Raw genomic sequence first — 24,541 nt, 5'->3', positions numbered from 1 at the left:
TCCCTTAATTTTCCAAGCCTGCCGGAAGCCTCTCCAGGCTTGCGGCTGCGCCTGCTTTTTAGCGGCGCCCAGCACACCCGATCCAAAACGGCAGCTGAAAACGGATTTTCTCCTCCACCGTGACTTATCAGGCAGGTTACCCCATGCAGTTCAGCGAATTATTGGCAGCGATTTCCACTCACGCGATCCGTCTGCAACTGGAAGAAGGCGACCTGATCATCCTCGGCGACGATGAAGCGCTGGACGACGCGCTGTGGGATCAACTGATCGCGCACAAGCCGCGCTTGCTTGAATGGGTGGCCGCCCAGGGCGGTGACTGGCTGAGCCCGGCGTATCGCATCACCCCGGACATGCTGGCGCTGGTCAACCTCGACCAGCCGGCCATCGACCGCATCGTCGCCGCCATCCCCGGCGGTGCGGCGAATGTGCAGGACATCTACCCGCTGGCGCCGCTGCAGGAAGGCATGCTCTACCACCATCTTTCGGCGGAGCAGGGCGACCCTTACGTGCTGCACGCGCAGTTTGTGTTCGACAGCCGCACCCGCTTCGAGGCCTTCGCGCAAGCGCTGCAGTGGGTGATTGATCGCCACGATATCCTGCGCACGTCCATGGCCTGGGAACGCCTCGACGAGCCGCTGCAAGTGGTGTGGCGCAAGGCGACGCTGGCCTGCGACGAGGCGCACTTCAACGGCGGCGACTTGCTCGCCCAGCTGCTGGCGCGCTACGACGCGCGCACTTACCGCATGGACCTGGGCCAGGCGCCGCTGCTGCGCCTGGTGTTTGCCGACGACCCGGTCAACAGACGCGTGGTGGCGATGCTGCTGTTTCACCACACCATCCTCGACCACACCGCCCTCGACGTGGTGCGCCACGAAATCCAGCTGTACCTGGCCGGCGAGCAGGCCCAGGCCGCTGAGCCGGTCGCGTTCCGCAGTTACATTGCCCAGGTGCGCCATGGCGTCAGTGAGCAGGCCCACGAGGCATTCTTCCGCGAGATGCTCGCGGATATCGATGAGCCGACCTTGCCGTTCGGTTTGCAGGATGTGCAAGGCGACGGGCAGGGCATTGATGAGGCGCGCGTCGCCGTCGACAGCCGCTTGAGCCGTCGTCTGCGCAGCCTGGCACGCCCCCTCGGCGTGAGCGTGGCGAGCATGATGCACCTGGCGCTGGCGCGCGTTTTGGGGGTGGTGTCCGGCCGTGACGCCGTGGTGTTCGGCACCGTGATGCTCGGCCGCATGGGCGCAGGCGAGGGCGGTGAACGCGCCTTGGGCATGTTCATCAACACCTTGCCGCTGCGCGTGGACGTGGGCGAACAGGGCGTGCGCGCTGGAGTCAAGGCCACCCATGAACGCCTTACCACCTTGCTCAACCACGAACATGCGTCCCTGGCCTTGGCCCAGCGTTGCAGTGGTGTGGCCGCGCCGACGCCGCTGTTCAGCGCGATGCTCAACTACCGTCACAGCGCCGCCACCGATATGGCCGCGGTCATCGACGTTGCTGAAGGCATTCAGGTGCTGGGCGCCGAGGAGCGCACCAACTACCCGCTGACCGTCAACGTCGACGACCTGGGCGAAGACTTCGCGCTGACCGTCATGGTCGACGCGAGCATTGGCGCGCAACGTGTCGCCGGCTACCTGCAGACCGCGCTGCACAGCCTGGCCGATGCCCTGGAGCAGCGACCGGATCAGCCGCTGAGCGGCCTGACCATCCTGCCTGACACCGAGCGCCACCACCTGCTGCACAGCCTCAACCAAAGCTCCACGCACTACGCCGACACCGCACTGATCCACCAGCACGTCGAAACCCACGCCGCCGCCCAGCCTGAAGCCATTGCCTTGCGCTTCAACAATCAGCGCCTGACCTACCGCCAACTCAACGAACGCGCCAACCAGGTCGCCCACCGCCTGCTGGCCCAAGGCGTGCGCGCGGATGATCGCGTGGCCATCTGCGTAGAGCGCGGCCCGGAGATGATCATCGGCCTGCTGGGTATCCTCAAGGCTGGCGCGGGCTACGTGCCGATTGACCCGGCGTACCCGCTGGAGCGCATCGCCTACACCCTGGCCGACAGCGAGCCGCTGGCCGTACTGGTGCAAGCCAACACCCGCCACTTGGTGGGCGACTTGGCCCAGATCGACCTCAACAGCCTGCGCGGCGAGTCCATCGTCAACCCTCGCATTCAACTCAGCCCGGCCAACCTGGCTTATGTGATTTACACCTCGGGTTCCACCGGCCTGCCCAAAGGCGTAATGATCGAACACCGCCAAGTTGCGCGGCTGTTCACCGCCACCCAGCACTGGTTCGGCTTCAACAGCAACGACGTGTGGGCGCTGTTCCATTCTTTTGCGTTCGACTTCTCGGTCTGGGAAATCTGGGGCGCGCTGATGCACGGCGGCCAATTGCTGATCGTGCCGCAACTGGTCAGCCGTTCGCCGGATGAGTGTTACGCGCTGATCTGCGAAGCCGGTGTGAGCATCCTCAACCAGACGCCCAGTGCGTTCCGCCAACTGATCGCGGCGCAAAGCAGCCAGTCGCATTCGTTGCGCCAGGTGATTTTTGGCGGCGAAGCCCTTGAGCCCGGCATGCTCAAGCCGTGGTACGCCCGCGCCATCAACGCCGGTACGCAGCTGGTCAACATGTACGGCATCACCGAAACCACCGTGCACGTCACCTACCGCGCGCTGGAGGCGGCGGACGCGCAACTGGTGGGCGTCAGCCCGATTGGCGTGCGTATTCCCGACCTGCAACTGTACGTGCTCGACGAGCGCCGCGAGCCGCTGCCGATGGGCGTGGTGGGTGAGCTGTACGTCGGCGGCGCCGGGGTGGCGCGTGGTTACCTCAACCGCGACGAACTGAATGCCGAACGCTTCCTGGCCGACCCGGCCACCGGCCTGCGCATGTACAAGACCGGTGACCTCGGGCGCCTGCTGGCGGACGGCAGCGTCGAGTACCTGGGCCGAAATGACGACCAGGTGAAGATCCGCGGTTTCCGTATCGAACTGGGCGAAATCGAAGCCCGCCTGGCCACCGCCGATGGCGTGCGTGACGCCGTGGTCATCGCCCGTGAAGACCAACCGGGTGACAAACGCCTGGTGGCCTACGTGATTGCCGAGCGTGAACTCGGGGCTGCCGAATTGCGCGACCACTTGCTGCTGAGCCTGGCCGAGTACATGGTGCCCAGCGCCTTCGTGCTGCTGGATACATTCCCGCTCACCACCAACGGCAAACTCGACCGCAAGGCCTTGCCCGCACCGGATGCCGATGCATTGGCCCGACGTGGCTACGCGGCACCGCAAGGCGCGGTGGAAACCGCCATCGCGGCTATCTGGCAGGAGCTGTTGAAGCTCGACAAGGTCGGCCGTGACGACAACTTCTTCGAACTCGGCGGCCACTCGCTGCTGGCGGTCAAACTGATCGAGCGCATGCGCCAGGTGGACCTGAGCGCCGATGTTCGCGTGCTGTTCGGCCAGCCTACACTGGCTGCGCTTGCGGCGGCGGTAGGCGGGCAGCAGGAAGTGCAGGTGCCGGCCAACCTGATCAGCGCGACGAGCGCTCAGATCACGCCGGACATGCTGCCGCTGGTGACGCTGGACCAGGCCGCGATCGACCATATCGTCAACAGCGTGCCCGGTGGCATCGCGAATGTGCAGGACATCTACGGCCTGGCGCCGTTGCAGGCGGGCATTCTTTACCATCACCTGGCAACCACCGAGGGCGATCCCTACGTGCTGCAGGTGCAGTTCAGCTTCGCCGACCAGACGGCGGTGGACGCGTTTATCCGCGCGCTGCACAGCGTGATTGAACGCAATGACATCCTGCGCACCAGCATTCTCTGGGAAGGCCTGGATGAGCCGGTGCAAGTGGTGTTGCGCCAGGCGCCGTTGGCGGTCGAGCGCATCGACGTGCACGGCGTTGACGCGCTGGCGCAGCTGCAACAACGCTTCGACCCGCGTCACTATCGCCTCGACCTGTCGCGCGCCTCGCTGATGCATTTTGGCTACGCCGCGCAGCCGGGCGGCTATGTCGGCATTCTGCTGCTGCACCATATCCTGCTCGATCACACCGCCTTGCAAGTGCTGGTCGAAGAAATGAGCGCCAGCCTGGCCGGCACAGGCGCGCAGTTGCCGGACGCGGTGCAGTACCGCAATTACGTGGCCCAGGCGCGCCTGGGTGTCACGCAGGCACAACACGAAGCCTTTTTCAGCGACATGCTCGGCGACATCGATGAGCCGACGCTGGCGTTCGGTTTGCAGGACGTGAATGGTGACGGCAGCGGCATCGTCGAAGCGCATTTGCCACTGGAGCCGGCACTCAGCCACGGCCTGCGTGAACAAGCGCGGCAACTGGGCGTGAGCACCGCCAGCCTGGTGCACCTGGCCTGGGCGCAGGTGTTGGCGCAAGTCTCCGGCCAGCAAGACGTGGTGTTCGGCACCGTGTTGCTGGGCCGCATGCAGGGCGGCGAGGGCGCGGACCGCGCGCTGGGGATGTTCATCAACACCTTGCCGTTGCGCGTCAGCCTCGGTGCCGTCAGCGTGCAAGCCGGCGTGCGCGCCACCCACGCGCGCCTGGCGCAGTTGCTTGGGCATGAACACGCCTCGCTGTCACTGGCCCAGCGTTGCAGTGGCGTACCGGGTTCGCTGCCGTTGTTCAGCACCTTGCTCAATTACCGTCACAGTGCGCCGGGTGAGGCGCCGGGCGACAGCCCGTTTGCGGCGTCCGGTATCGAGATTCTGAGCTCCGAAGAGCGCAGCAACTACCCGCTGGTGCTCAACGTCGATGACCTGGGCAGCGGCTTTGCGCTGACGGTGCAAGGCGTGGCCAGCGTGGATGTACAGCGCGTGGGCAGCTACATGCTCACCGCGCTGGGCCATCTGGTGGCTGCGTTGCAGCAAGCGCCGACCACGGCCTTGCAGGCGGTATCGATTCTGCCGGCAGGCGAGCGCCACCAACTGCTGGTGGACTTCAACGCCACCGCCCGCGAATACCCGTCGCAGCTCACCGTGCACCAGCTGTTCGAAGCCCAGGCCCTGGCGCGCCCCGAAGCTGTGGCGGCGGTGCATGGCGCCTTGTCCTTGAGTTATCGCGACCTCAATCGTCGCGCCAATCGCCTGGCCCATCACCTGATCAATCAAGGTGTGCAGCCCGGCGAAAGCGTGGCGATTGCACTGCCACGTTCACTGGATTTACTCGTGTGCCAACTGGCGATCCTCAAGTGCGCAGCAGTGTATGTGCCACTGGACGTCAATGCCCCGCTCGAGCGCCAAGCCTTTATCGTGCAAGACAGCGGCGCGCATCGTGTCCTCAATACCCTGGCCGACCTGAACCTGGACGCGCAGTCACCCCGCAACCCCGACTTGGCCCAGTCTTCGCAAAGCGTGGCGTACATCATGTACACCTCCGGCTCCACTGGCGCGCCCAAAGGCGTGCAAGTACCGCACCGCGCCGTCTCGCGGCTGGTGCTGAACAACGGCTACGCCGATTTCAACGACCGCGACCGCGTAGCCTTTGCCTCCAACCCGGCGTTCGATGCCAGCACCCTCGACGTGTGGGCGCCGTTGCTCAATGGCGGTTGTGTGGTGGTGGTCGAGCATGCGGTGTTGCTGTCCCAGGCGGCGTTTGCCGCGCTGTTGCAAGAGCAAGCCGTCAGCGTGTTGTGGATGACGGCGGGTCTGTTCCAACAATACGCCGATGCGTTGCTGCCGGTGTTCCGCCAACTGCGCTACCTGATCGTCGGCGGCGACGTGCTCGACCCGCAGGTGATCGGCCGCGTGCTCAAGCACGGCAAACCCCAGCATCTGCTCAATGGCTACGGGCCGACCGAAGCCACCACGTTCTCCACCACCTTTGAAATCACCGCGCTGGGCGAGGGCGGCATTCCGATTGGCCGACCGATTGCGAATGCCCAGGCCTATGTGCTCGACGCGCGTCAGCAACCGCTGCCGCTGGGCGTGGTCGGCGAGCTGTATATCGGCGGCGCGGGTGTGGCCAAGGGGTACTTGAACCAGCCGCAATTGACCGCTGAAAAGTTTATCCCGAACCCCTTCGGCGAAGGCCTGCTGTACCGCACCGGCGACCTGGCCAGTTGGCAGGCCGACGGCACATTGCTGTACCAGGGACGCAATGACCTGCAAGTGAAGATTCGCGGTTTCCGCATTGAGCCCGGCGAAATCGAAAGCTGCCTGGCCGCCTTCCCTGGCGTGAAAGACGCCGTGGTGCTGGCCCGCGAAGACGAGCCGGGCGACAAGCGCCTGGTGACGTACTACACCGCCCAGGCTGCGTTGAATATCCAAGCACTGCGCGCTCACCTGCAAGGGCAGTTGCCGGACTACATGGTGCCGTCGGCCTATGTGTGGCTGGAGCTGCTGCCGCTGACCGCCAACGGCAAGCTCGATCGCAAGGGCCTGCCGGTGCCGGACCAGAGCGCGTTGCTCAGCCGTGGCTACGAGGCGCCGGAAGGCGAAGTGGAAACCCTGCTGGCGCAGATCTGGCAGGACGTGCTCAAGCTGGAACGCGTCGGGCGTCATGATCACTTCTTTGAGTTGGGCGGGCATTCGTTGCTGGCCGTCAGCCTGATTGAACGCATGCGCCAGGTCGGCCTGAGCTGTGACGTGCGCGTGTTGTTCAACCAGCCAAGCCTGGCGGCGCTGGCGGCGGCAGTCGGCAGTGGCCGCGAAATTGTGGTGCCGGCCAATGGCATTCCAGCGGGTTGCACGCACATCACGCCGTCGATGTTGACCCTGGTGCAGCTCGACCAGACGGCTATCGACCGCATCGTCGCCAACGTCCCCGGCGGCGCTGCCAATGTGCAGGATATCTACCCGCTGGCGCCGTTGCAGGAAGGCATTCTTTATCACCATATCAGCGCCGAACAGGGCGACCCGTACCTGCTGCAATCGCGCATGGCGTTTGACAGCCTGGAACGCTTGCACGCCTTTATGGGTGCACTGCAACAGGTGGTGGCGCGTCACGACATCCTGCGCACCGGCGTGGTCTGGGAAGGCCTCGACAGCCCGGTGCAAGTGGTCTGGCGCGACGCGCAGCTGGTCGTACAGGCGGTGACGCTGGACCCGGCCGATGGCGGCATTATCGAACAACTGCACGAGCGTTTTGATGCCCGTCACTATCGCCTGGACATCACCCAGGCGCCGCTGCTGCGCATGGTTTACGCCCAGGACCCGGCGAATAATCGGGTTGCGGCGATCCTGTTGTTTCATCACCTGGCGCTGGACCACACCGCCATGGAAGTGGTCGGCCAGGAGATGCGCGCGTTTCTGTTCAACCAGGCGGATGCATTGCCAGAGGCGGCGCCGTTCCGCAACTATGTCGCCCAGGCTCGCCTTGGTGTGAGCGTGGCCGAGCATGAGCAGTTCTTCCGCGACATGCTCGCCGAGGTCGATGAACCGACCTTGCCGTTTGGCGTGCAGGATGTGCAGGGCGATGGCCGCGATATCGAAGAGGCCGAGCTGCACCTGGACGCGGCACTGGCCGTGCGTGTGCGTGAACAGGCGCGGGCGCTGGGCGTCAGCGCAGCCAGCCTGATGCACCTGGCCTGGGCGCAAGTGTTGGGGCTGGTCGCCGGGCGTGATGATGTGGTGTTCGGCACCGTACTCATGGGCCGCATGCAGGCCGGTGAGGGCGCCGACCGCGCGTTGGGCATGTTCATCAATACCTTGCCGCTGCGTGTCGACGTGGCTGCTGGCGCCGCCGTCGCGGTCAAGGCCACCCATGCGCGCTTGAGCGCACTGCTCGGTCACGAGCATGCGTCCCTGGCACTCGCCCAGCGTTGCAGCGGGGTGCCGACGACGGTGCCGTTGTTCAGCGCGTTGCTCAATTACCGCCACAGCAGCCCCGGCGAAATGGCCCGCGATGGCCACGGCATCTGGGAGGGCGTGCAACTGTTGGGCGGCGAAGAACGCAGCAACTACCCGCTGACCCTCAGCGTCGACGACTATGGCGCAGGCTGTGGCGGCGCAGGCTTTGGCCTGAGCGTGCTGGCGCTGCCGCAGATCGGCGCCCAGCGCCTGTGTGGCTACATGCACAGCGCCGTGGAGCAACTGGTCGCGGCATTGGAAAACTCGACAAACACCGGGCTGAATCACCTGCCGATTTTGCCTCCGGCAGAACGCGAAACCCTGTTGCGTGAGTTCAATGCGACCGCTGCGGATTTCCCCACCGGGTTCACCGTGCACGGTGCCTTCGAAGCCCAGGTCGAACGTCAGCCCCACGCGATTGCCGTGCAACAGGACGGCGAAGTCCTGACCTATCAGCAACTCAATCAGCGCGCCAACCAGTTGGCCCATCACCTGCTGGCGCTCGGCGTGCAGCCGGATGACCGCGTGGCTATCTGCTGTCGCCGTGGCCCGCAGATGCTGGTCGGGCTGCTGGGGATTCTCAAGGCCGGCGCGGGCTACGTGCCCATCGACCCGGCTTACCCCGCCGAGCGTATCGCCTACCTGCTGCAGGACAGCGCGCCGGTCGCGGTACTGGCTGAGCCAAGCACCCGTGATCTATTGGGTACGCAGGCCACCGTTGACCTGTTCGACGCACGCTTGCTGCACCCGTCTGTCGGCAACCCGCAATTGGCGAGCCTGACCCCGGCGCACCTGGCCTATGTGATCTACACCTCCGGCTCCACCGGCCAACCCAAAGGCGTGATGGTGGAACACCGCACCGTGGAAAACCTGGTGCACTGGCATTGCGAGGCCTTCGGCCTGGATGCGCGCAGCCACACCAGCAGCGTCGCCGGGTTTGGCTTCGACGCCATGGCCTGGGAAGTCTGGCCGGCACTCTGCGCAGGCGCCATCCTGCACCTGCCGCCTGCCCAGGTCGGCAATGAAAACATCGACGAACTGCTCGCCTGGTGGCTGGCGCAGCCACTGGACGTGAGCTTCCTGCCCACGCCAGTGGCTGAATACGCGTTCAGTCAGAACCTGCAGCATCCGACCTTGCGCATCCTGCTGATCGGCGGCGATCGCCTGCGTCAATTCACCCACGAGCGGCGCTTTGCGGTGATCAACAACTACGGGCCGACCGAGGCCACGGTGGTTGCCACCTCTGGCCGCGTGCGCGCCGGGCAGGCGCTGCATATCGGCCGGCCTATCGCGAATGCCAGTGTGTACGTGCTGGATGCGCAGTTGCGCCCGGTGCCGGTGGGTGTTGCCGGTGAGCTGTACGTGGGCGGTAGCGGCGTGGCGCGGGGCTATTTGAACCGCGCCGATTTGACCGCCGAACGCTTCCTGCAAGACCCGTTCAACAGCGGGCGCATGTACCGCACCGGCGACCTGGTGCGCTGGTTGCCCGACGGCAATATCGAGTACCTCGGTCGTAACGACGACCAAGTCAAAGTGCGCGGCGTACGCGTCGAACTCGGCGAAATCGAAAGCCGCCTGGCGGCATTGGACGGCGTCGCTGAAGCCGTGGTGTTGGTGCGCGAGGGCCGGCTGGTCGCCTGGTTCACTGAAACATACCCGCTGGCGATTGAAACCCTGCGTGCACAACTGCAAGAACAATTGCCCGAGGCACTGGTGCCGGTGGCCTACGTCAAACTCAATGCGCTGCCGCTGACCGCCAACGGCAAGCTCGACCGCAAGGCCCTGCCGCAACCTGATCAAGCTGCGTTGCTGAGCCGCGACTATGCGCCGCCGCAAGGCGAGGTGGAAACCACCTTGGCGCGGATCTGGGCCGAGGTGCTGCAGGTTGAGCAGGTCGGTCGCCATGACCACTTCTTCGAGCTGGGCGGCCATTCGTTGTTGGCCGTGAGCCTGATCGAACGCATGCGCCAGGTCGGCCTCAGCTGTGACGTGCGCGTGCTGTTCGGCCAACCAACAGTGGCTGCCCTGGCCGCCGCCGTGGGCAGTGGCCTGGAAGTGCAAGTGCCGGCCAACCGTATCGCCGCCGACTGCCAGCGCATCACCCCGGATATGTTGCCTTTGGTCGATCTCGACCAGTCGACGATTGATCAAGTGGTTGCCGGCGTGCCCGGTGGCGCGGCCAACGTGCAGGACATCTATCCGCTGGCACCGCTGCAGGAAGGCATTCTCTACCACTACATCACCGCCGAAAGCGGCGACCCGTACCTGCTGCAATCGCACCTGGCCTTCGACAGCGTCGAGCGCCTGAACGCTTTTGCCCAGGCGTTGCAACAGGTGATCAACCGGCATGACATCCTGCGCACCGGCGTGGTCTGGGAAGGCCTGGCGCAACCGCTGCAAGTGGTGTGGCGCCAGGCGCAGCTGGCGGTGCAGGAAGTCTCGCTTGAAGGCGATGTGATCGAGCAATTGCACCAGCGCTTCGACCCGCGTCACTTGCGCGTGTCGATGGCCGAGGCGCCGCTGGTACGCCTGGTGTATGCCCAGGACCCGGCGCAACACCGGGTGGTCGCCATCCTGTTGTTCCACCACATTGCCCTGGATCACACCGCGCTCGACGGTGTGCGCCTTGAAATGCAGGCCAGCTTGCTCGGTCAGGCGCCGCTTGCCGGTGAGGCCACGCCTTACCGCAACTACGTGGCCCAGGCGCGCTTGGGTGTCAGCGAACAGGCCCATGAAGCGTTCTTCCGCGAGATGCTCGGTGACATCAGCGAGCCGACCCTGCCGTTTGGTCTGCAGGATGTGCGCGGCGACGGCACGGCTATCGAAGAGGTGCAGCAGTACTTGCCGCCGGCCCTCAACCAGCGCCTGCGGGCCCAGGCGCGCGTGCTCGGGGTGAGTGCCGCCAGCCTGTTCCACCTGGCTTGGGCGCGCGTGTTGGCGAGCACCGCCGGCCAGGAAAGCGTGGTGTTCGGCACCGTGTTGCTCGGCCGCATGCAAGGCGGCAAAGGCAGCGACCGCGCGCTGGGCATGTTCATCAACACCTTGCCGCTGCGGGTGGATATCGACGCGAGCGGTGTGCGCACCGCGGTCAAGCACACCCATGCGCGCCTGACTGCATTGCTTGGCCATGAACACGCCTCCTTGGCCCTGGCCCAGCGGTGCAGTGGCGTCGCCGCGCCGCAGCCGTTGTTCAGCGCCATGCTCAACTATCGTCACAGCGACAGCCAACAGGCTGCCGTGTCCGAAGCGTGGCAGGGCATCCAGACCCTGGCCAGCGAGGAGCGCACCAACTACCCGCTGACGCTGAACGTGGACGATCAGGGCGACGGCTTCCGCCTGACCGCGATGACGCCGGTCCAGATCGGTGCGCAGCGCATCTGCGGCTTTATGCAGGTGACGCTGCAAGGCCTGGTCGAGGCGCTGGAGCAGGCGCCGCAGCTGCCGGTCAACCGCCTGCCGGTGCTGGAGGCGCAGGAGCGTCAACACCTGCTGGTCGACTTCAATGCCACGCAAGTCGACTACGACCTTGACCAGACCCTGCACGGCCTGTTCGAGGCGCAGGTACTGCGCACGCCGGATGCACTGGCGGTGACGGCCGGCGAGCAACAGCTGACGTACGCCCAGCTTAATGCCAGCGCCAACCGCCTGGCCCACCACCTGCGTGAGTGCGGTGTGCTGCCGGATTCGCGCGTGGGCATCTGCGTCGAGCGCGGTGTGGACATGGTTGTCGGCCTGTTTGCCATTCTCAAGGCCGGGGGCGGTTATGTGCCGCTGGACCCGGCCTATCCCCAAGATCGCATCGCCTACATGCTGCAAGACAGTGCGCCCGTGCTGGTGCTGGCCCAAGCCGCCACCCGCGCATTGCTGGGTAATGTGCCGGTGATCGACCTTGATCACAGCACCTGGCAGCACCAGCCCGCAAGCAATCCGCAGGTGGCGGGCCTCACGGCTCAGCATCAGGCCTACGTGATCTACACCTCCGGCTCCACCGGCCAGCCCAAAGGCGTGATCAACGAACACGCCGGGGTGGTCAATCGCTTGCTGTGGATGCAGGACGCCTATGGCCTTAACGCCCAAGACGCGGTGTTGCAGAAAACCCCGTTCAGTTTCGACGTGTCGGTGTGGGAGTTCTTCTGGCCGCTGTTCACCGGCGCGCGCTTGGTGATGGCGCGTCCGGGCGGGCACAAAGACCCGGCGTACCTGTGCGCAGTGATCGAAGCCGAGCACATCACCACGCTGCACTTTGTACCGTCGATGCTGGAGGTATTCCTGGCCCATGGCGATGTGAGCCAGGCGGCCGGGCTGGTGCGCGTAATGTGCAGCGGCGAAGCCCTGCCGGGCAGCCTGGTGCGACGCTTCAAGCAACAATTGCCAGGGATCGGCCTGTACAACTTGTATGGCCCGACCGAAGCAGCGGTGGATGTGACCGCGTGGAACTGCGCGCGCCCTGAGGTGCCGGACAACACGCCGATCGGCAAGCCGATCGCCAACACGCGGATGTACCTGCTGGATACACAATTGCAACCGGTGCCTTTGGGTGTGGTCGGCGAGTTGTTTATCGGAGGCGTGCAAGTGGCGCGGGGTTACCTGAACCGTCCCGAGCTGACGGCCGAACGCTTCCTCAATGACCCGTTCAGCCAGGGGCGGATGTACCGCACCGGTGACATCGGCCGCTATTTGCCCGACGGCAATATCGAATACCTGGGCCGTAACGATGACCAGGTGAAGATCCGTGGCTTGCGCATCGAGCTGGGTGAAATCCAGGCGCGGCTGCTGGAGCATGCGCAGGTCAACGAAGCCGCCGTGGTGGCCCGCGATGACCGACTGATCGCCTATTACACCGGCACGCACACCGACATCGAACACTTGCGCGCCCATTTGCTGCGGCACTTGCCAGACTTCATGGTGCCCGCACTGTTCATGCACCTCGATGCGCTGCCCCTGAGCCCCAACGGCAAGCTCGACCGTAAGGCCTTGCCTGCGCCGGGCATGGAAGCGCTGATCGTGCGTGAATACGTGGCGCCGCAAGGCGACACCGAAATCCTCCTGGCCAGGCTCTGGGCCGAACTGCTCAAGGTGGAGCGGGTCGGTCGTGATGATAATTTCTTTGAACTGGGCGGGCACTCGCTGCTGGCCGTGAGCTTGATCGGGCGCCTGCGCCAGGAAGGCATGGAATGCGATGTGCGGGCGCTGTTCGAGCAGCCGACCCTGGCCGGCTACGCCGCCATAACTGAACGAATGGAGATCGTCCTGTGAGCATTTTTGAGCTGTTGGCGACGCTGAAAACAGAGGACATCCAACTGGCGCTCAAGGGCGAGCAGTTGTCGGTGCAAGGTAACAAACAAGCCTTGAGTGACCCGGCGATCCTCGCCGCGTTGCGTGAGCATAAGCCGGCGCTGATCGAGTTGATCAAGGCCGGCGAGTATTCGGCGACCAAGGCGGGCAACGTCGAGGTACCGGCCAATGGCATACCGGTGGGCGCCGTAAGCATTACGCCGGGCATGCTGACGCTGTCGACGCTGAGCCAGGACGAGATCGACCGCATCGTTGCCACCGTCGACGGCGGTGTGGCGAACATCCAGGATATTTACCCGCTGGCGCCGTTGCAGGAAGGCATTCTCTTTCACCATGTCAGCGCCGAGCACGGTGACCCTTACGTGATGCAGTCGCAGTTCGCCTTCGACTGTGTCGAGCGCTTCGAGGCGTTTGCCCAGGCGTTGCAAGGCGTGATCGAGCGCCACGACATCCTGCGCACCGGCGTGGTCTGGGACGGTTTGCAGCAACCCTCGCAAGTGGTGTGGCGCACGGCGCGCTTGCCGGTGCTGAAGGTTGAGCTGGACCCGGCCGACGGCGACATCGCCGCGCAGCTCCACGAGCGTTTCGATGCCCGGCATTTTCGCCTCGACGTAACCCAGGCGCCGTTGCTGCGCCTGGCGTGGGCGCAAGACCCGGCGCGCCAGCGCATCGTCGCCATGCTGCTGTTTCATCACATGGCCCTGGACCACAGTGCCCTGGAAGTGGTGCGGCATGAAATGCAGGCATTCTTGCAGGGCCACGCGGCGCAATTGGGGGACGCGGTGCCGTTTCGCAATTACGTGGCCCAGGCGCGGCTGGGTGTCAGCGAGCAGCAGCACGAGGCGTTTTTCCAGCAGATGCTCGGCGATGTGGTCGAGCCGACCCTGCCGTTTGGCTTGCAGGATGTGCAGGGCGACGGGCGCGATATCACCGAACTCGACTGGCCGCTGGCGGCCAGCCTCAACCAGCGCCTGCGCGTGCAGGCTCGCCTGTTGGGCGTGAGCGTCGCCAGCCTGTTCCACTTCGGCTGGGCCCAGGTGCTCAGCGTGCTGGCGGGCAAATCCCAGGTGGTGTTCGGCACCGTGCTGATGGGGCGCATGCAGGGTGGGCACGACACCGAGCGGGCCTTGGGCATCTTCATCAACACCTTGCCGTTTCGGGTGGACGTGGGCAGCGAAGACCTGCGCGCCGGCATCAAGGCGACCCATGTGCGCCTGACCAGCCTGTTGCGCCATGAACATGCGCCCCTGGCTTTGGCGCAACGTTGCAGTGGGGTGGTGGCGCCGACGCCGCTGTTCAGCGCCTTGCTCAACTATCGCCACAGCGGCACCGGCACCGGCAGCGAAGCGGTGGCGGCCTGGCGCGGTATTGAGACGCTGCGCTCCGATGAGCGCACCAACTACCCGCTGACCCTCAGCGTTGATGACGTGGGCGACGGCTTTATCCTGCGCCTGCTGGCCACCACCCAGGTGGACCCGCAGCGCGTCTGCGCGTATTTGCAAACCGCCCTGGAAAACCTGGTGACGGCCCTCGAGCAGGCGCCTAACACCGCGCTCAAGCAGGTGTCGGTGCTGCCTGCCGCCGAGCAACAACAGCTGCTGGAGCAGTTCAACGCAACCCACGCCGAGTTCCCCCAGAGCACCACGCTGCACGCGCGTATCGAGGCCCAGGCGGCACGCACGCCCAGCGCCATCGCCGCCGTCTTCCAAGGCCGGCAGCTGACCTACGCCGAGCTGAACCAGCAAGCCAACCTGCTGGCCCATCACCTGCTGGCGCTGGGGGTGAAGCCCGACGACCGCGTGGCCATCGTCGCCCGCCGTGGCCTCGACACCCTGGCCGGGCTGCTGGCGATTCTCAAGGCCGGCGCCTGCTACGTGCCGGTTGACCCGTCGCACCCGGCCGAGCGCCTGAATTACCTGCTGACCGACAGCGCGCCGGTAGCCGTACTGACCCAGCAGTCGCTGCTGGAGCGCCTGCCCGCGCTGGACGTGCCGGTGATAGACCTGGACCGTTTCACCTGGCAGCACCACTCGGCGAGCAACCCCAGGGTCAATGTCACGCCTTCGAACCTCGCCTATGTGATCTACACCTCCGGCTCCACCGGCCTGCCCAAAGGCGTGATGGTCGAGCACCACACCGTGGCCAACCTGGTCGACTGGCATTGCCGCGCCTTTGACCTGTGCGCCGGGCGCCACACGGCCAGCGTCGCCGGGTTCGGCTTTGATGCGATGGCCTGGGAAGTGTGGCCGGCGTTGTGTGTGGGCGCGACCTTGCACCTGCCACCGGCCAACGACGGTGCCGAAGACATCGACGCCTTGCTTGCCTGGTGGTGCGCGCAACCGTTGGACGTGTGCTTTTTGCCCACGCCGGTGGCCGAGTACGCTTTCAGCCAACAGATCGAACACCCGACGTTGCGCACCTTGCTGATCGGCGGTGATCGCCTGCGCCAGTTCGCGCGCGCCCAGCGTTTCGAGCTGATTAACAACTACGGCCCGACGGAGGCCACCGTGGTCGCCACCTCCGGCAAGGTCGAGGCGGGCCAGCCGTTGCACATCGGCAAACCCATCGCGAATGCCACGGTGTACCTGCTGGATGAGCAGCAGCGGCCGGTGCCGTTGGGTGTGGCCGGTGAGCTGTATGTGGGCGGCAAGGGCGTGGCCCGTGGTTACTTGAACCGCCCGGAGCTGACCGCCGAACGCTTCCTGCAAGACCCGTTCAATGCGGGCCGCATGTACCGCACCGGCGACCTCGCGCGTTGGCTGCCGGACGGCAACATTGAGTATTTGGGGCGTAACGACGACCAGGTGAAGATCCGTGGCGTGCGCATCGAATTGGGCGAAATCGAAACCCAGCTCAACCAGTTGCCCGGCATTCAGGAAGCCGTGGTGTTGGTGCGTGAAGAGCGGCTGGTGGCGTACTTCACTGAAAACCCGCAGCTCGACCCGCTGGCGGTCGGTGATATCCGCGCCCACCTGGTGGCGCACCTGCCGGACTATATGGTCCCGGTTGCCTACGTGAAGCTCGAGGCGTTGCCGCTCACCGCCAATGGCAAGCTCGACCGCAAGGCCTTGCCGGCGCCGGACATGGCCGCCGTCTTTACCCGCGAGTACGAAGCGCCCCAGTGCGAGATCGAAAGCGTATTGGCGCAGATCTGGGCCGATGTACTGCACGTCGCGCGCGTCGGGCGTCGCGACCATTTCTTCGAACTGGGCGGCCACTCGCTGCTGGCGATGCGCATGGTTTCCCAAGTGCGCCAGCGCCTGGGTGTCGAGTTGATCCTCGGCGACCTGTTTGCGAATGCCGAGCTGGCGGCCGTGGCTGAAGTGCTGGCCCAATCCGGGCGCAGCACCTTGCCGGATATTCTGCCGGCCAACCGTGAGGACGATGTGCCGTTGTCGTTCGCCCAGCAGCGCCTGTGGTTCCTGGCGCTGATGGAAGGCGCCAATACCGCCTACAACATTCCTATCGGCCTGCGCCTGCGTGGGCAGTTGCACGTCGAGGCGCTGCAACGGGCGCTGGCGCGTATCGTCGCGCGTCACGAAACCCTGCGCAGTCGCTTCGCCCAGCACGGCGACGACGCCAAGGTGCTGATCGTGCCCGCCGAAGACGTGCTGCCGCTGCAAGTGCAGGACCTGCGCCGCCACCCGCAACCGCAGCAGGCGCTGGACGCCTTGATCCACGGCGAAGCCTCGGCACCGTTCGACCTGGAGCGCGGCCCGTTGCTGCGTGGGCGTCTGGTGGTGATGGCCGACGATCACCATGTGCTGTTGCTGACCTTGCACCATATCGTCTCCGATGGCTGGTCGATGGGCGTGCTGACCCGCGAGCTGATGGCGTTGTACCAAGCCTTCAGCCATGGCCTGCCTGACCCGTTGCCGGCGCTGGCGATCCAGTACGGCGACTTCGCCGTGTGGCAGCGTTTGTGGCTCAGCGGTGAAGTGTTGCAGCGCCAGAGCAGCTATTGGCAAACCGCCCTGGCGGGTGCGCCGGCCTTGCTCGCCTTGCCCACCGACCGACCACGGCCTGCGCAACAGGACTACGCCGGCAGCAGCGTCGAAGTGCGCCTGGATGAACGCCTGACCGCTGGGCTCAAGGCCTTGAGCCAACGCCATGGCACCACGCTGTACATGACCTTGATGACGGCCTGGGCCGCATTGCTGGCGCGGCTGTCCGGGCAGTCGGACCTGGTGATCGGCTCGCCGGTGGCCAACCGCACGCGCAGCGAAGTCGAAGGGCTGATCGGCTTGTTCGTCAACACCCTGGCGGTGCGCATCGACACCTCGGGCGAGTTGAGCACCGAGGCGCTGTTGGCGCGGGTCAAGGCGCTGACGCTGCAAGCCCAGGCCCATCAGGACCTGCCGTTCGAACAAGTGGTGGAAATCACCCGGCCGGTGCGCAGCCTGGCCCATAGCCCGTTGTTCCAGACCCTCTTGAGCTGGCAGGACAGCAGCGCGCCGACCCTGGCGTTGGGCGACCTGGCCTTGGAAGGCATTGTCGAGAACAGCCACTTTGCCAAATTCGATTTGTCGCTGAACCTCGGCGAAGTGCAGGGCAGTATTCTCGGCGCGCTCGAATATGCGTTGGCCTTGTTTGATCAGTCGACCGTGCAGCGCTACGTCGGCTATTTCACCCGCGTGTTGCAGGCGATGGTGGATAACGACCAGGCGGTGCTTGCGCATGCGCCGCTGCTGGATGAGCGTGAGCGCCAGCACCTGCTGGTGGATTTCAACGCCACCGAAGTGAACTACAACCTCGACCAGACCTTGCACGGTATGTTCGAAGCGCAGGTGCAGCGCACGCCGGACGCGATTGCCGTCAAGGCGGGCACGCAGCAACTGACCTATGCCGAACTCAACGCACAGGCCAACCAGTTGGCCCATCACCTGCTGGCGCTGGGCGTGCAGGCGGATTCACGGGTGGCGATCTGCGTGGAGCGTGGCCTTGGGATGGTGGTCGGGCTGTACGCGATTCTCAAGGCCGGCGCCGCCTATGTGCCGCTGGACCCGGCGTACCCGCTGGACCGCCTGGCCTACATGCTGGAGGACAGTGCGCCGGTTGTGGTGCTGGCCCAGGGTGCTACGCGCGAGTTGCTTGGCGCGGTGCCGGTGGTCGATCTGGACGGGCCTTGCTGGCAGCAGCAACCCGTCGACAACCCCGACGTAGCGGGCGTGGCGGCGTATGTCATCTACACCTCGGGCTCAACCGGGCAGCCCAAGGGTGTGATCAACGAACACCGTGGCGTGGTCAACCGCCTGCTGTGGATGCAGGACGAATACGGCCTCACGGCGCACGACTCAGTGCTGCAGAAAACCCCGTTCAGCTTCGACGTGTCGGTGTGGGAATTCTTCTGGCCGCTGTTCACCGGCGCACGCCTGGTGATGGCGCGCCCGGGCGGGCATAAAGAACCGGAGTACCTGTGCGATGTGATCGAGGCCGAACAGATCACCACGCTGCACTTTGTACCGTCGATGCTCGACGTATTCCTCGCCCATGGCGATGTGAGCCAGGCAGCCGGGCTGGTGCGCGTGATGTGCAGCGGTGAAGCCTTGCCGGGCAGCCTGGTGCGGCGCTTCAAGCAGCAGTTGCCGGGCACTGAGTTGCATAACCTGTATGGGCCGACCGAGGCCGCCGTCGACGTTACTGCGTGGAATTGCGCAGGCATTGACGTGCCGGACAACACGCCAATCGGCAAGCCCATCGCCAATACGCGCATGTACGTGCTCGACAGCCAGTTGCAGCCGGTACCGCTGGGCGTGGTCGGTGAGCTGTTTATTGGTGGCGTGCAAGTGGCGCGCGGGTATCTGAACCGGCCGGAGCTGACTGCCGAACGTTTCCTCGATGACCCGTTTACCCAGGGGCGCATGTACCGCACCGGTGACGTCGGGCGCTATTTGCCGGACGGCACTCTCGAGTACCTGGGGCGCAATGATGATCAGGTGAAGATCCGTGGCTTGCGCATTGAACTGGGGGAAATCCAGGCGCGGCTGACCGAGTTCCCGTCGGTCAATGAAGCCGCCGTGGTCGCCCGCGAGCAACGGTTGGTGGCGTATTACACCGGCGTACACAGCGACATCGACGCGCTGCGCAGCCATCTGCTGCAGCACTTGCCGGAATTTATGGTGCCGGCGATCTTCGTGCATCTCGACGCGTTGCCGCTGAGCCCCAACGGCAAACTCGACCGTAAGGCCTTGCCCGAACCGGGGCTGGATTCGGTGGTGGTACGCGAATACGAAGCGCCCCAGGGCGACACGGAAATTGCCTTGGCCAGCCTCTGGGCCGAGTTGCTCAATGTGGAACGCGTAGGCCGTCACGACAACTTCTTCGAGCTGGGCGGGCACTCGTTGCTGGCCGTCAGCTTGATGGGGCGTATGCGTCGGCTCGGGTTGTCGGCGGATGTGAAGGTGCTGTTTGGCCAGCCGACACTCTCGGCCCTGGCGGCGGCACTGGGCGGCGGTCGCGAAGTGGCGGTGCCGGCCAATGGCATTGCCGCCGACTGCACGCAGATCACGCCGGCCATGCTGCCATTGATTCAACTGGACCAGGCGGCCATCGACCGACTCGTCGCCTGCATCCCTGGCGGCGCGGCGAATGTGCAGGACATCTACCCGCTGGCGCCGTTGCAGGCCGGCATTCTCTATCACCATCGGGCCGTAGCGACCGGCGATGCGTACCTGTTGCAGGCGCAGTTTGCCTTCGACAGCCAGTTGCGCCTGGAGGCGTTCGCCCGTGCATTGCAGGCGGTGATCCAGCGCCATGACGTGCTGCGCACATCGTTCCATTGGGATGGCCTGCAAGAGCCGGTGCAGGTGGTTTGGCGGGAGGCCAGGCTGAGCGTCGAAACCGGCCCGTTGCCGGAGCGTCTAGACCTGGCTCAAGCGCCGCTGATGCGCCTGGTTTATGTGCAAGAGCCGCAGCGTGTGGTGGCGACGTTGCTGTTCCATCACCTGGTGATGGACCACATCGCGCTGGATATCCTGCAGCATGAAATGCAGGCGTTCCTGCTCGGTCGTGAGGGTGAGTTGGGTGCGGCGGTGCCGTATCGCAATTACGTCGCCCAGACCCGCTTGGGTGCAGACGACCACGAAGCGTTCTTCCGCGAAATGCTGGGTGAGATTGACGAGCCGACCACTGTCGACAACCTGGGCGTCGATGAACAGGCGCATCTGCCGATTGACCCGCAGTTGAGCCAGCGCCTGCGCACCCAGGCGCGCCATGCGGGTGTGAGTGCCGCCAGCCTGATGCACTTGGCCTGGGCGCAGGTGTTGGGCAAAGTCAGCGGCCGCGAGCAGGTGGTGTTCGGCACCGTGATGCTCGGCCGCCTGCAAGGTGGCGAAGGCGCCGAGCGGGCCATGGGCGTATTCATCAACACCTTGCCGTTGCGCGTCGACCTGGGTGAGCAGTCGGTGCGTAGCGCATTGCGCGCCACCCATGCGCGCCTGACCCAACTGCTCAGCCATGAGCATGCACCGCTGGCCCTGGCTCAGCGCTGCAGCGCGGTGCCGGTGGCCACGCCGTTGTTTAACGTGCTGTTCAACTACCGTCACAGCGCGCCGCAACAGGGCGGCGTGGCCGAGGCATGGCAGGGCATTCAACTGCTGAAAACCGAGGAACACACCAATTACGGGTTGTCGGTGAGTGTCGATGACCTCGGTGAGGGTTTCAGCCTGGAAGCCACGGGGCAGGGCGCCCGGCGTGTGTGTGGCTACTTGCAAGTCGCCGTGGAGCAATTGGTTGAGGCGCTGGAGCACAACACTGAAAGCGCGATCAGTTGCTTGCCGATTCTGCCTGCTGCCGAGCGTAAGCAGCTGTCGGCGTTCAACGCGACTGCCCGTGCGTTCCCCCGTGAACACACGGTGCAGCGGCTGTTTGAAGCCCAGGCGCTGGCGCGCCCTGACGCCGTGGCGGTGCTGCACGGCGAGCAGGCGTGGAGCTACGGTGAATTGAACACCCGCGCCAACCGTCTGGCCCATCACCTGTTGAGCCTGGGCGTGCGGCCCGCCGACACGCTGGCGATCCTGCTGCCGCGCTCTATGGATCTACTGGTCAGCCAGCTGGCCGTGCTCAAGTGCGCGGCGGCGTATGTGCCGCTGGATATCAACGCGCCCGCCGAGCGTCAGGGTTTTATGCTGCAGGACAGCGGCGCGGCCCTGTTGTTGACCCGCAGTGAGGCAGTCGTCGAGTACTCGGCACAGCGCCTGGACCTCGACACCCTTACCCTCGACACCCTGACCCTCGACCCGCAACCGAGCCACAACCCGGATTTGTCGCAGTCCTCGGACAGCGTGGCGTACATCATGTACACCTCCGGCTCCACCGGCACGCCCAAGGGCGTGTTGGTGCCGCATCGCGGTATCACGCGGCTGGTGCTCAACAACGGTTATGCCGACTTCAATGCGGCCGACCGCGTGGCCTTCGCCTCCAACCCGGCGTTCGACGCCAGCACCATGGATGTGTGGGGCCCATTGCTCAACGGCGGCCAGGTGCAGGTGATCGACCACGCGACTTTGCTCGACCCGCGCGCCTTTGGCACTGCGCTGCAAGGCGCGACGGTGCTGTTCGTGACCACGGCGCTGTTCAACCAATACGTGCAGATGATTCCCGAGGCGCTGGCGGGCTTGCGCATCCTGCTGTGCGGCGGCGAGCGTGCCGACCCGGCGGCGTTCCGTACGCTGCTGGCCCAGGCACCGGCGTTGCGTCTGGTGCATTGCTACGGGCCGACGGAAACCACCACCTACGCCACCACTTATGAAGTGCGCACGCTTGCCGCAGGCGCCGACAGCGTGCCGGTGGGGCGGCCGATCTCCAACACGCAAATCCATGTACTGGATGCGCAGCTGCAGCCGGTGCCGGTGGGTGTGACCGGTGAAATCTGCATCGGCGGCGACGGCGTGGCCAAGGGTTATTTGAACCGGCCCGAGCTGACGGCCGAGAAATTTGTGCAAGACCCGCTCAACCCAGGCGCCTTGATGTACCGCACCGGCGACCTTGGCCGCTGGACGGCGCAGGGCTTGCTGGAGTGCATCGGGCGCAATGACGATCAGGTCAAGATCCGTGGTTTCCGCATTGAGCTGGGCGAGGTGGAGGCGCGCCTGGCGACCTGTGCGGGGATTCAGGAGGTGGTGGTGCTGGCGCGTGAAGACGTGCCGGGTGACAAGCGCCTGGTGGCGTATTTCACCTGGGCGGGCGAACCCGCAGAGGTCGACAGCGTGCGTGCCCATCTGCACAGCCAACTGCCGGATTACATGCTGCCGTCGGCCTATGTAGCGCTTGAGCAGTTGCCGCTGACGGCCAACGGCAAGATCGACCGCAAAGCCTTACCGGTTCCGGCCCTGGAGGCGTTGCACCGGCGAGATTTCGAAGCGCCGGCCGATGCGTTGGAACAGACCTTGGCGCAACTGTGGGCCGAGGTGTTGAAGCTGGAGCAGGTCGGGCGGCATGACAGCTTCTTCGAGCTGGGTGGGCATTCGTTGCTGGCGATTCGACTGGTCAACCTGCTGGAAGAGGCGGGGTTGCAGGTGTCGCTGGCGGAGCTGTTCCAGCATGCCAGCGTGGCCTCCGTGGCCGCGATGCTGCACCAGCGCACGGATGAGCCGGTGCGCGACAGTTCGGTGATTACCGTGCGCAGCAGCGGTTCGCAGCCGCCGCTGTTTCTGGTCCACGAGTTCAGCGGCATGGATGTGTACTTTCCGGCGCTGGGCCAGCACCTGCCCGGTGACTACCCGATCTATGGCCTGCCGGGCGCGGCGCTTGGCGAGTCGCACCTGAACACCATGGAAGGCCTGGCAGCGCGCCTGGTCGGGTTGATTCGTGGCCTGCAACCTCATGGGCCGTACCGGCTGGCGGGTTGGTCGTTTGGCGGGGTGTTGGCGTATGAAGTGGCGATGCAATTGCTGGGGCTGGATGAGCCGGTGGCGTTTCTCGGTTTGATCGACAGTTACGTGCCGCGCATGACCGACCAGGGCAAGGCGCGCTGGAGCGGGCCGGATGCGCTCAAGCGGCATCTGCTGCTGCAGTGCACGGCGTATTGGAAAGCACAGGGAGGTGTGGATGAGCTGGCGAGCCTTGAACAACTGGAGGCGGGCATTGGACAGCTGGACTTTGCAGGTTTGCTGCAACGCTGTCGCGATGAAGGTCTGCTGTACGCGCAAATGGCGGCGGCGACGGACGCGGACCTCTTGAGTTTTATCCAGCGTGAAGTGGGGCACGGGCATGCGCTGGCGCATTACAGCCTGTTCCCACTGCCGGTGGCGGTGCATTTGTTCAGCGCGCAGGAGCGGCCCACCGAGTTGTCGCGCCGTCGTGTTTCGCTGGGTTGGGAGGACGCGCTGGCACCGGGGCAATTGCGCCAAGTGGAAGTGCCAGGCGATCACCAGAGCATGATGCAGGCGCCGCATATCCAGGCGTTGGGGCGTGCGATGTCTGAGGCGCTGGCGGTGGGTGTGCCGGTTACCGAGGCGGCGCATCAACCGCTGTTGCGCATTCAGAGTGGGCGAGCAGGCTATGCGCCGGTGTTCTGTGTGCCAGGGGCCGGGGACAGCGTTACCGGTTATGTGGGCTTGAGCGAGGCACTCGGGCGTGACTGGCCGTTGTTTGGCTTGCAGCCGCGCGGGCTGGATGGCGAGGCGGTGCCCCATAGCCAGGTGGAGGCGGCGGCGCAGTGTTATCTGGCGGCGCTGACGCAGGAGTGCCCCCAGGGGCCGGTGCATCTGGTAGGGCATTCGTTTGGCGGCTGGGTCGCGCTGGAGCTGGCGCTGCGGTTGCAGGCGCAAGGCCGTGAGGTGGCGTCGTTGACGGTGATTGACAGTGAAGCGCCAGGCGGCGCGGGGCGGCCTTACACGACGACGGCGGCGTTGTTGCGCCTGATCGAGGCGATGCAGCTGGCGGCTGGGCAGTCGCTGGGCATCGACCTGGTGGATTTTGCCGAGCGTGATGAGGTGGCGCAGCGCACGGGCTTGCATGCGGGGATGGTGGCGGTGGGGTTGTTGCCGGGGCGTGCCTCGGTTGACGCGATGGACGGCCCGGCGCGCACGTATGCGGCGGCGTTGCGCACCGTGTATCGGCCGCAGCAGCGTTACCACGGTGTGGTGCGGTTGGTGTTGGCGGAGGATCCTTCCCTGGATGCCGCCGGGAATCAGCGCGAGCAGGGGTTGATGATTGAAGGCTGGCGGCGGCAGGGCAGTGGGTTGGAGGTTTGGTATGGGCCGGGGAATCACTTTACGTTGCTCAAGGCGCCGAATGTGGTGGCGTTGTCGCGGTGGTGGCTTGAGGGTGTGGTGATTGGGGAGGTGGTGTCTTGATGGCCTTTGATGGACTCAGCTGTGGCAGCTGTCTGGGGTACATATCCGTTGCTGCGGTAACGGCGGCTTATGGTTCCGCTCTTACAGCGGGTCACTTTTTGAGGGACCAAAAAGTAACCAAAAAGTCCTCGCCCCACCACT

2 protein-coding genes are annotated in these 24,541 nt (G+C 65.2%); both read left to right on the top strand.

Annotated features, from left to right (window positions below; genetic code table 11):
* Nucleotides 1-143 precede the first annotated feature (143 nt).
* Complete coding sequence (locus tag HX783_RS01765; RefSeq protein WP_177015728.1) at nt 144-13,064, top strand: non-ribosomal peptide synthetase; 12,921 nt, start codon at nt 144-146, stop codon at nt 13,062-13,064.
* A complete protein-coding gene (locus HX783_RS01760; protein ID WP_177015727.1) occupies nt 13,061-24,400 on the top strand; it encodes a non-ribosomal peptide synthetase in 11,340 nt (3,779 codons plus the stop codon). The genes HX783_RS01765 and HX783_RS01760 overlap by 4 nt, the downstream gene beginning before the upstream one ends.
* The last annotated feature ends 141 nt before the right edge of the window (nt 24,401-24,541 follow it).

This window comes from Pseudomonas sp. D2002 (genome assembly GCF_013385735.1).
Taxonomy (GTDB): domain Bacteria; phylum Pseudomonadota; class Gammaproteobacteria; order Pseudomonadales; family Pseudomonadaceae; genus Aquipseudomonas.
This window is presented reverse-complemented; position numbering and strand designations above follow the sequence as displayed.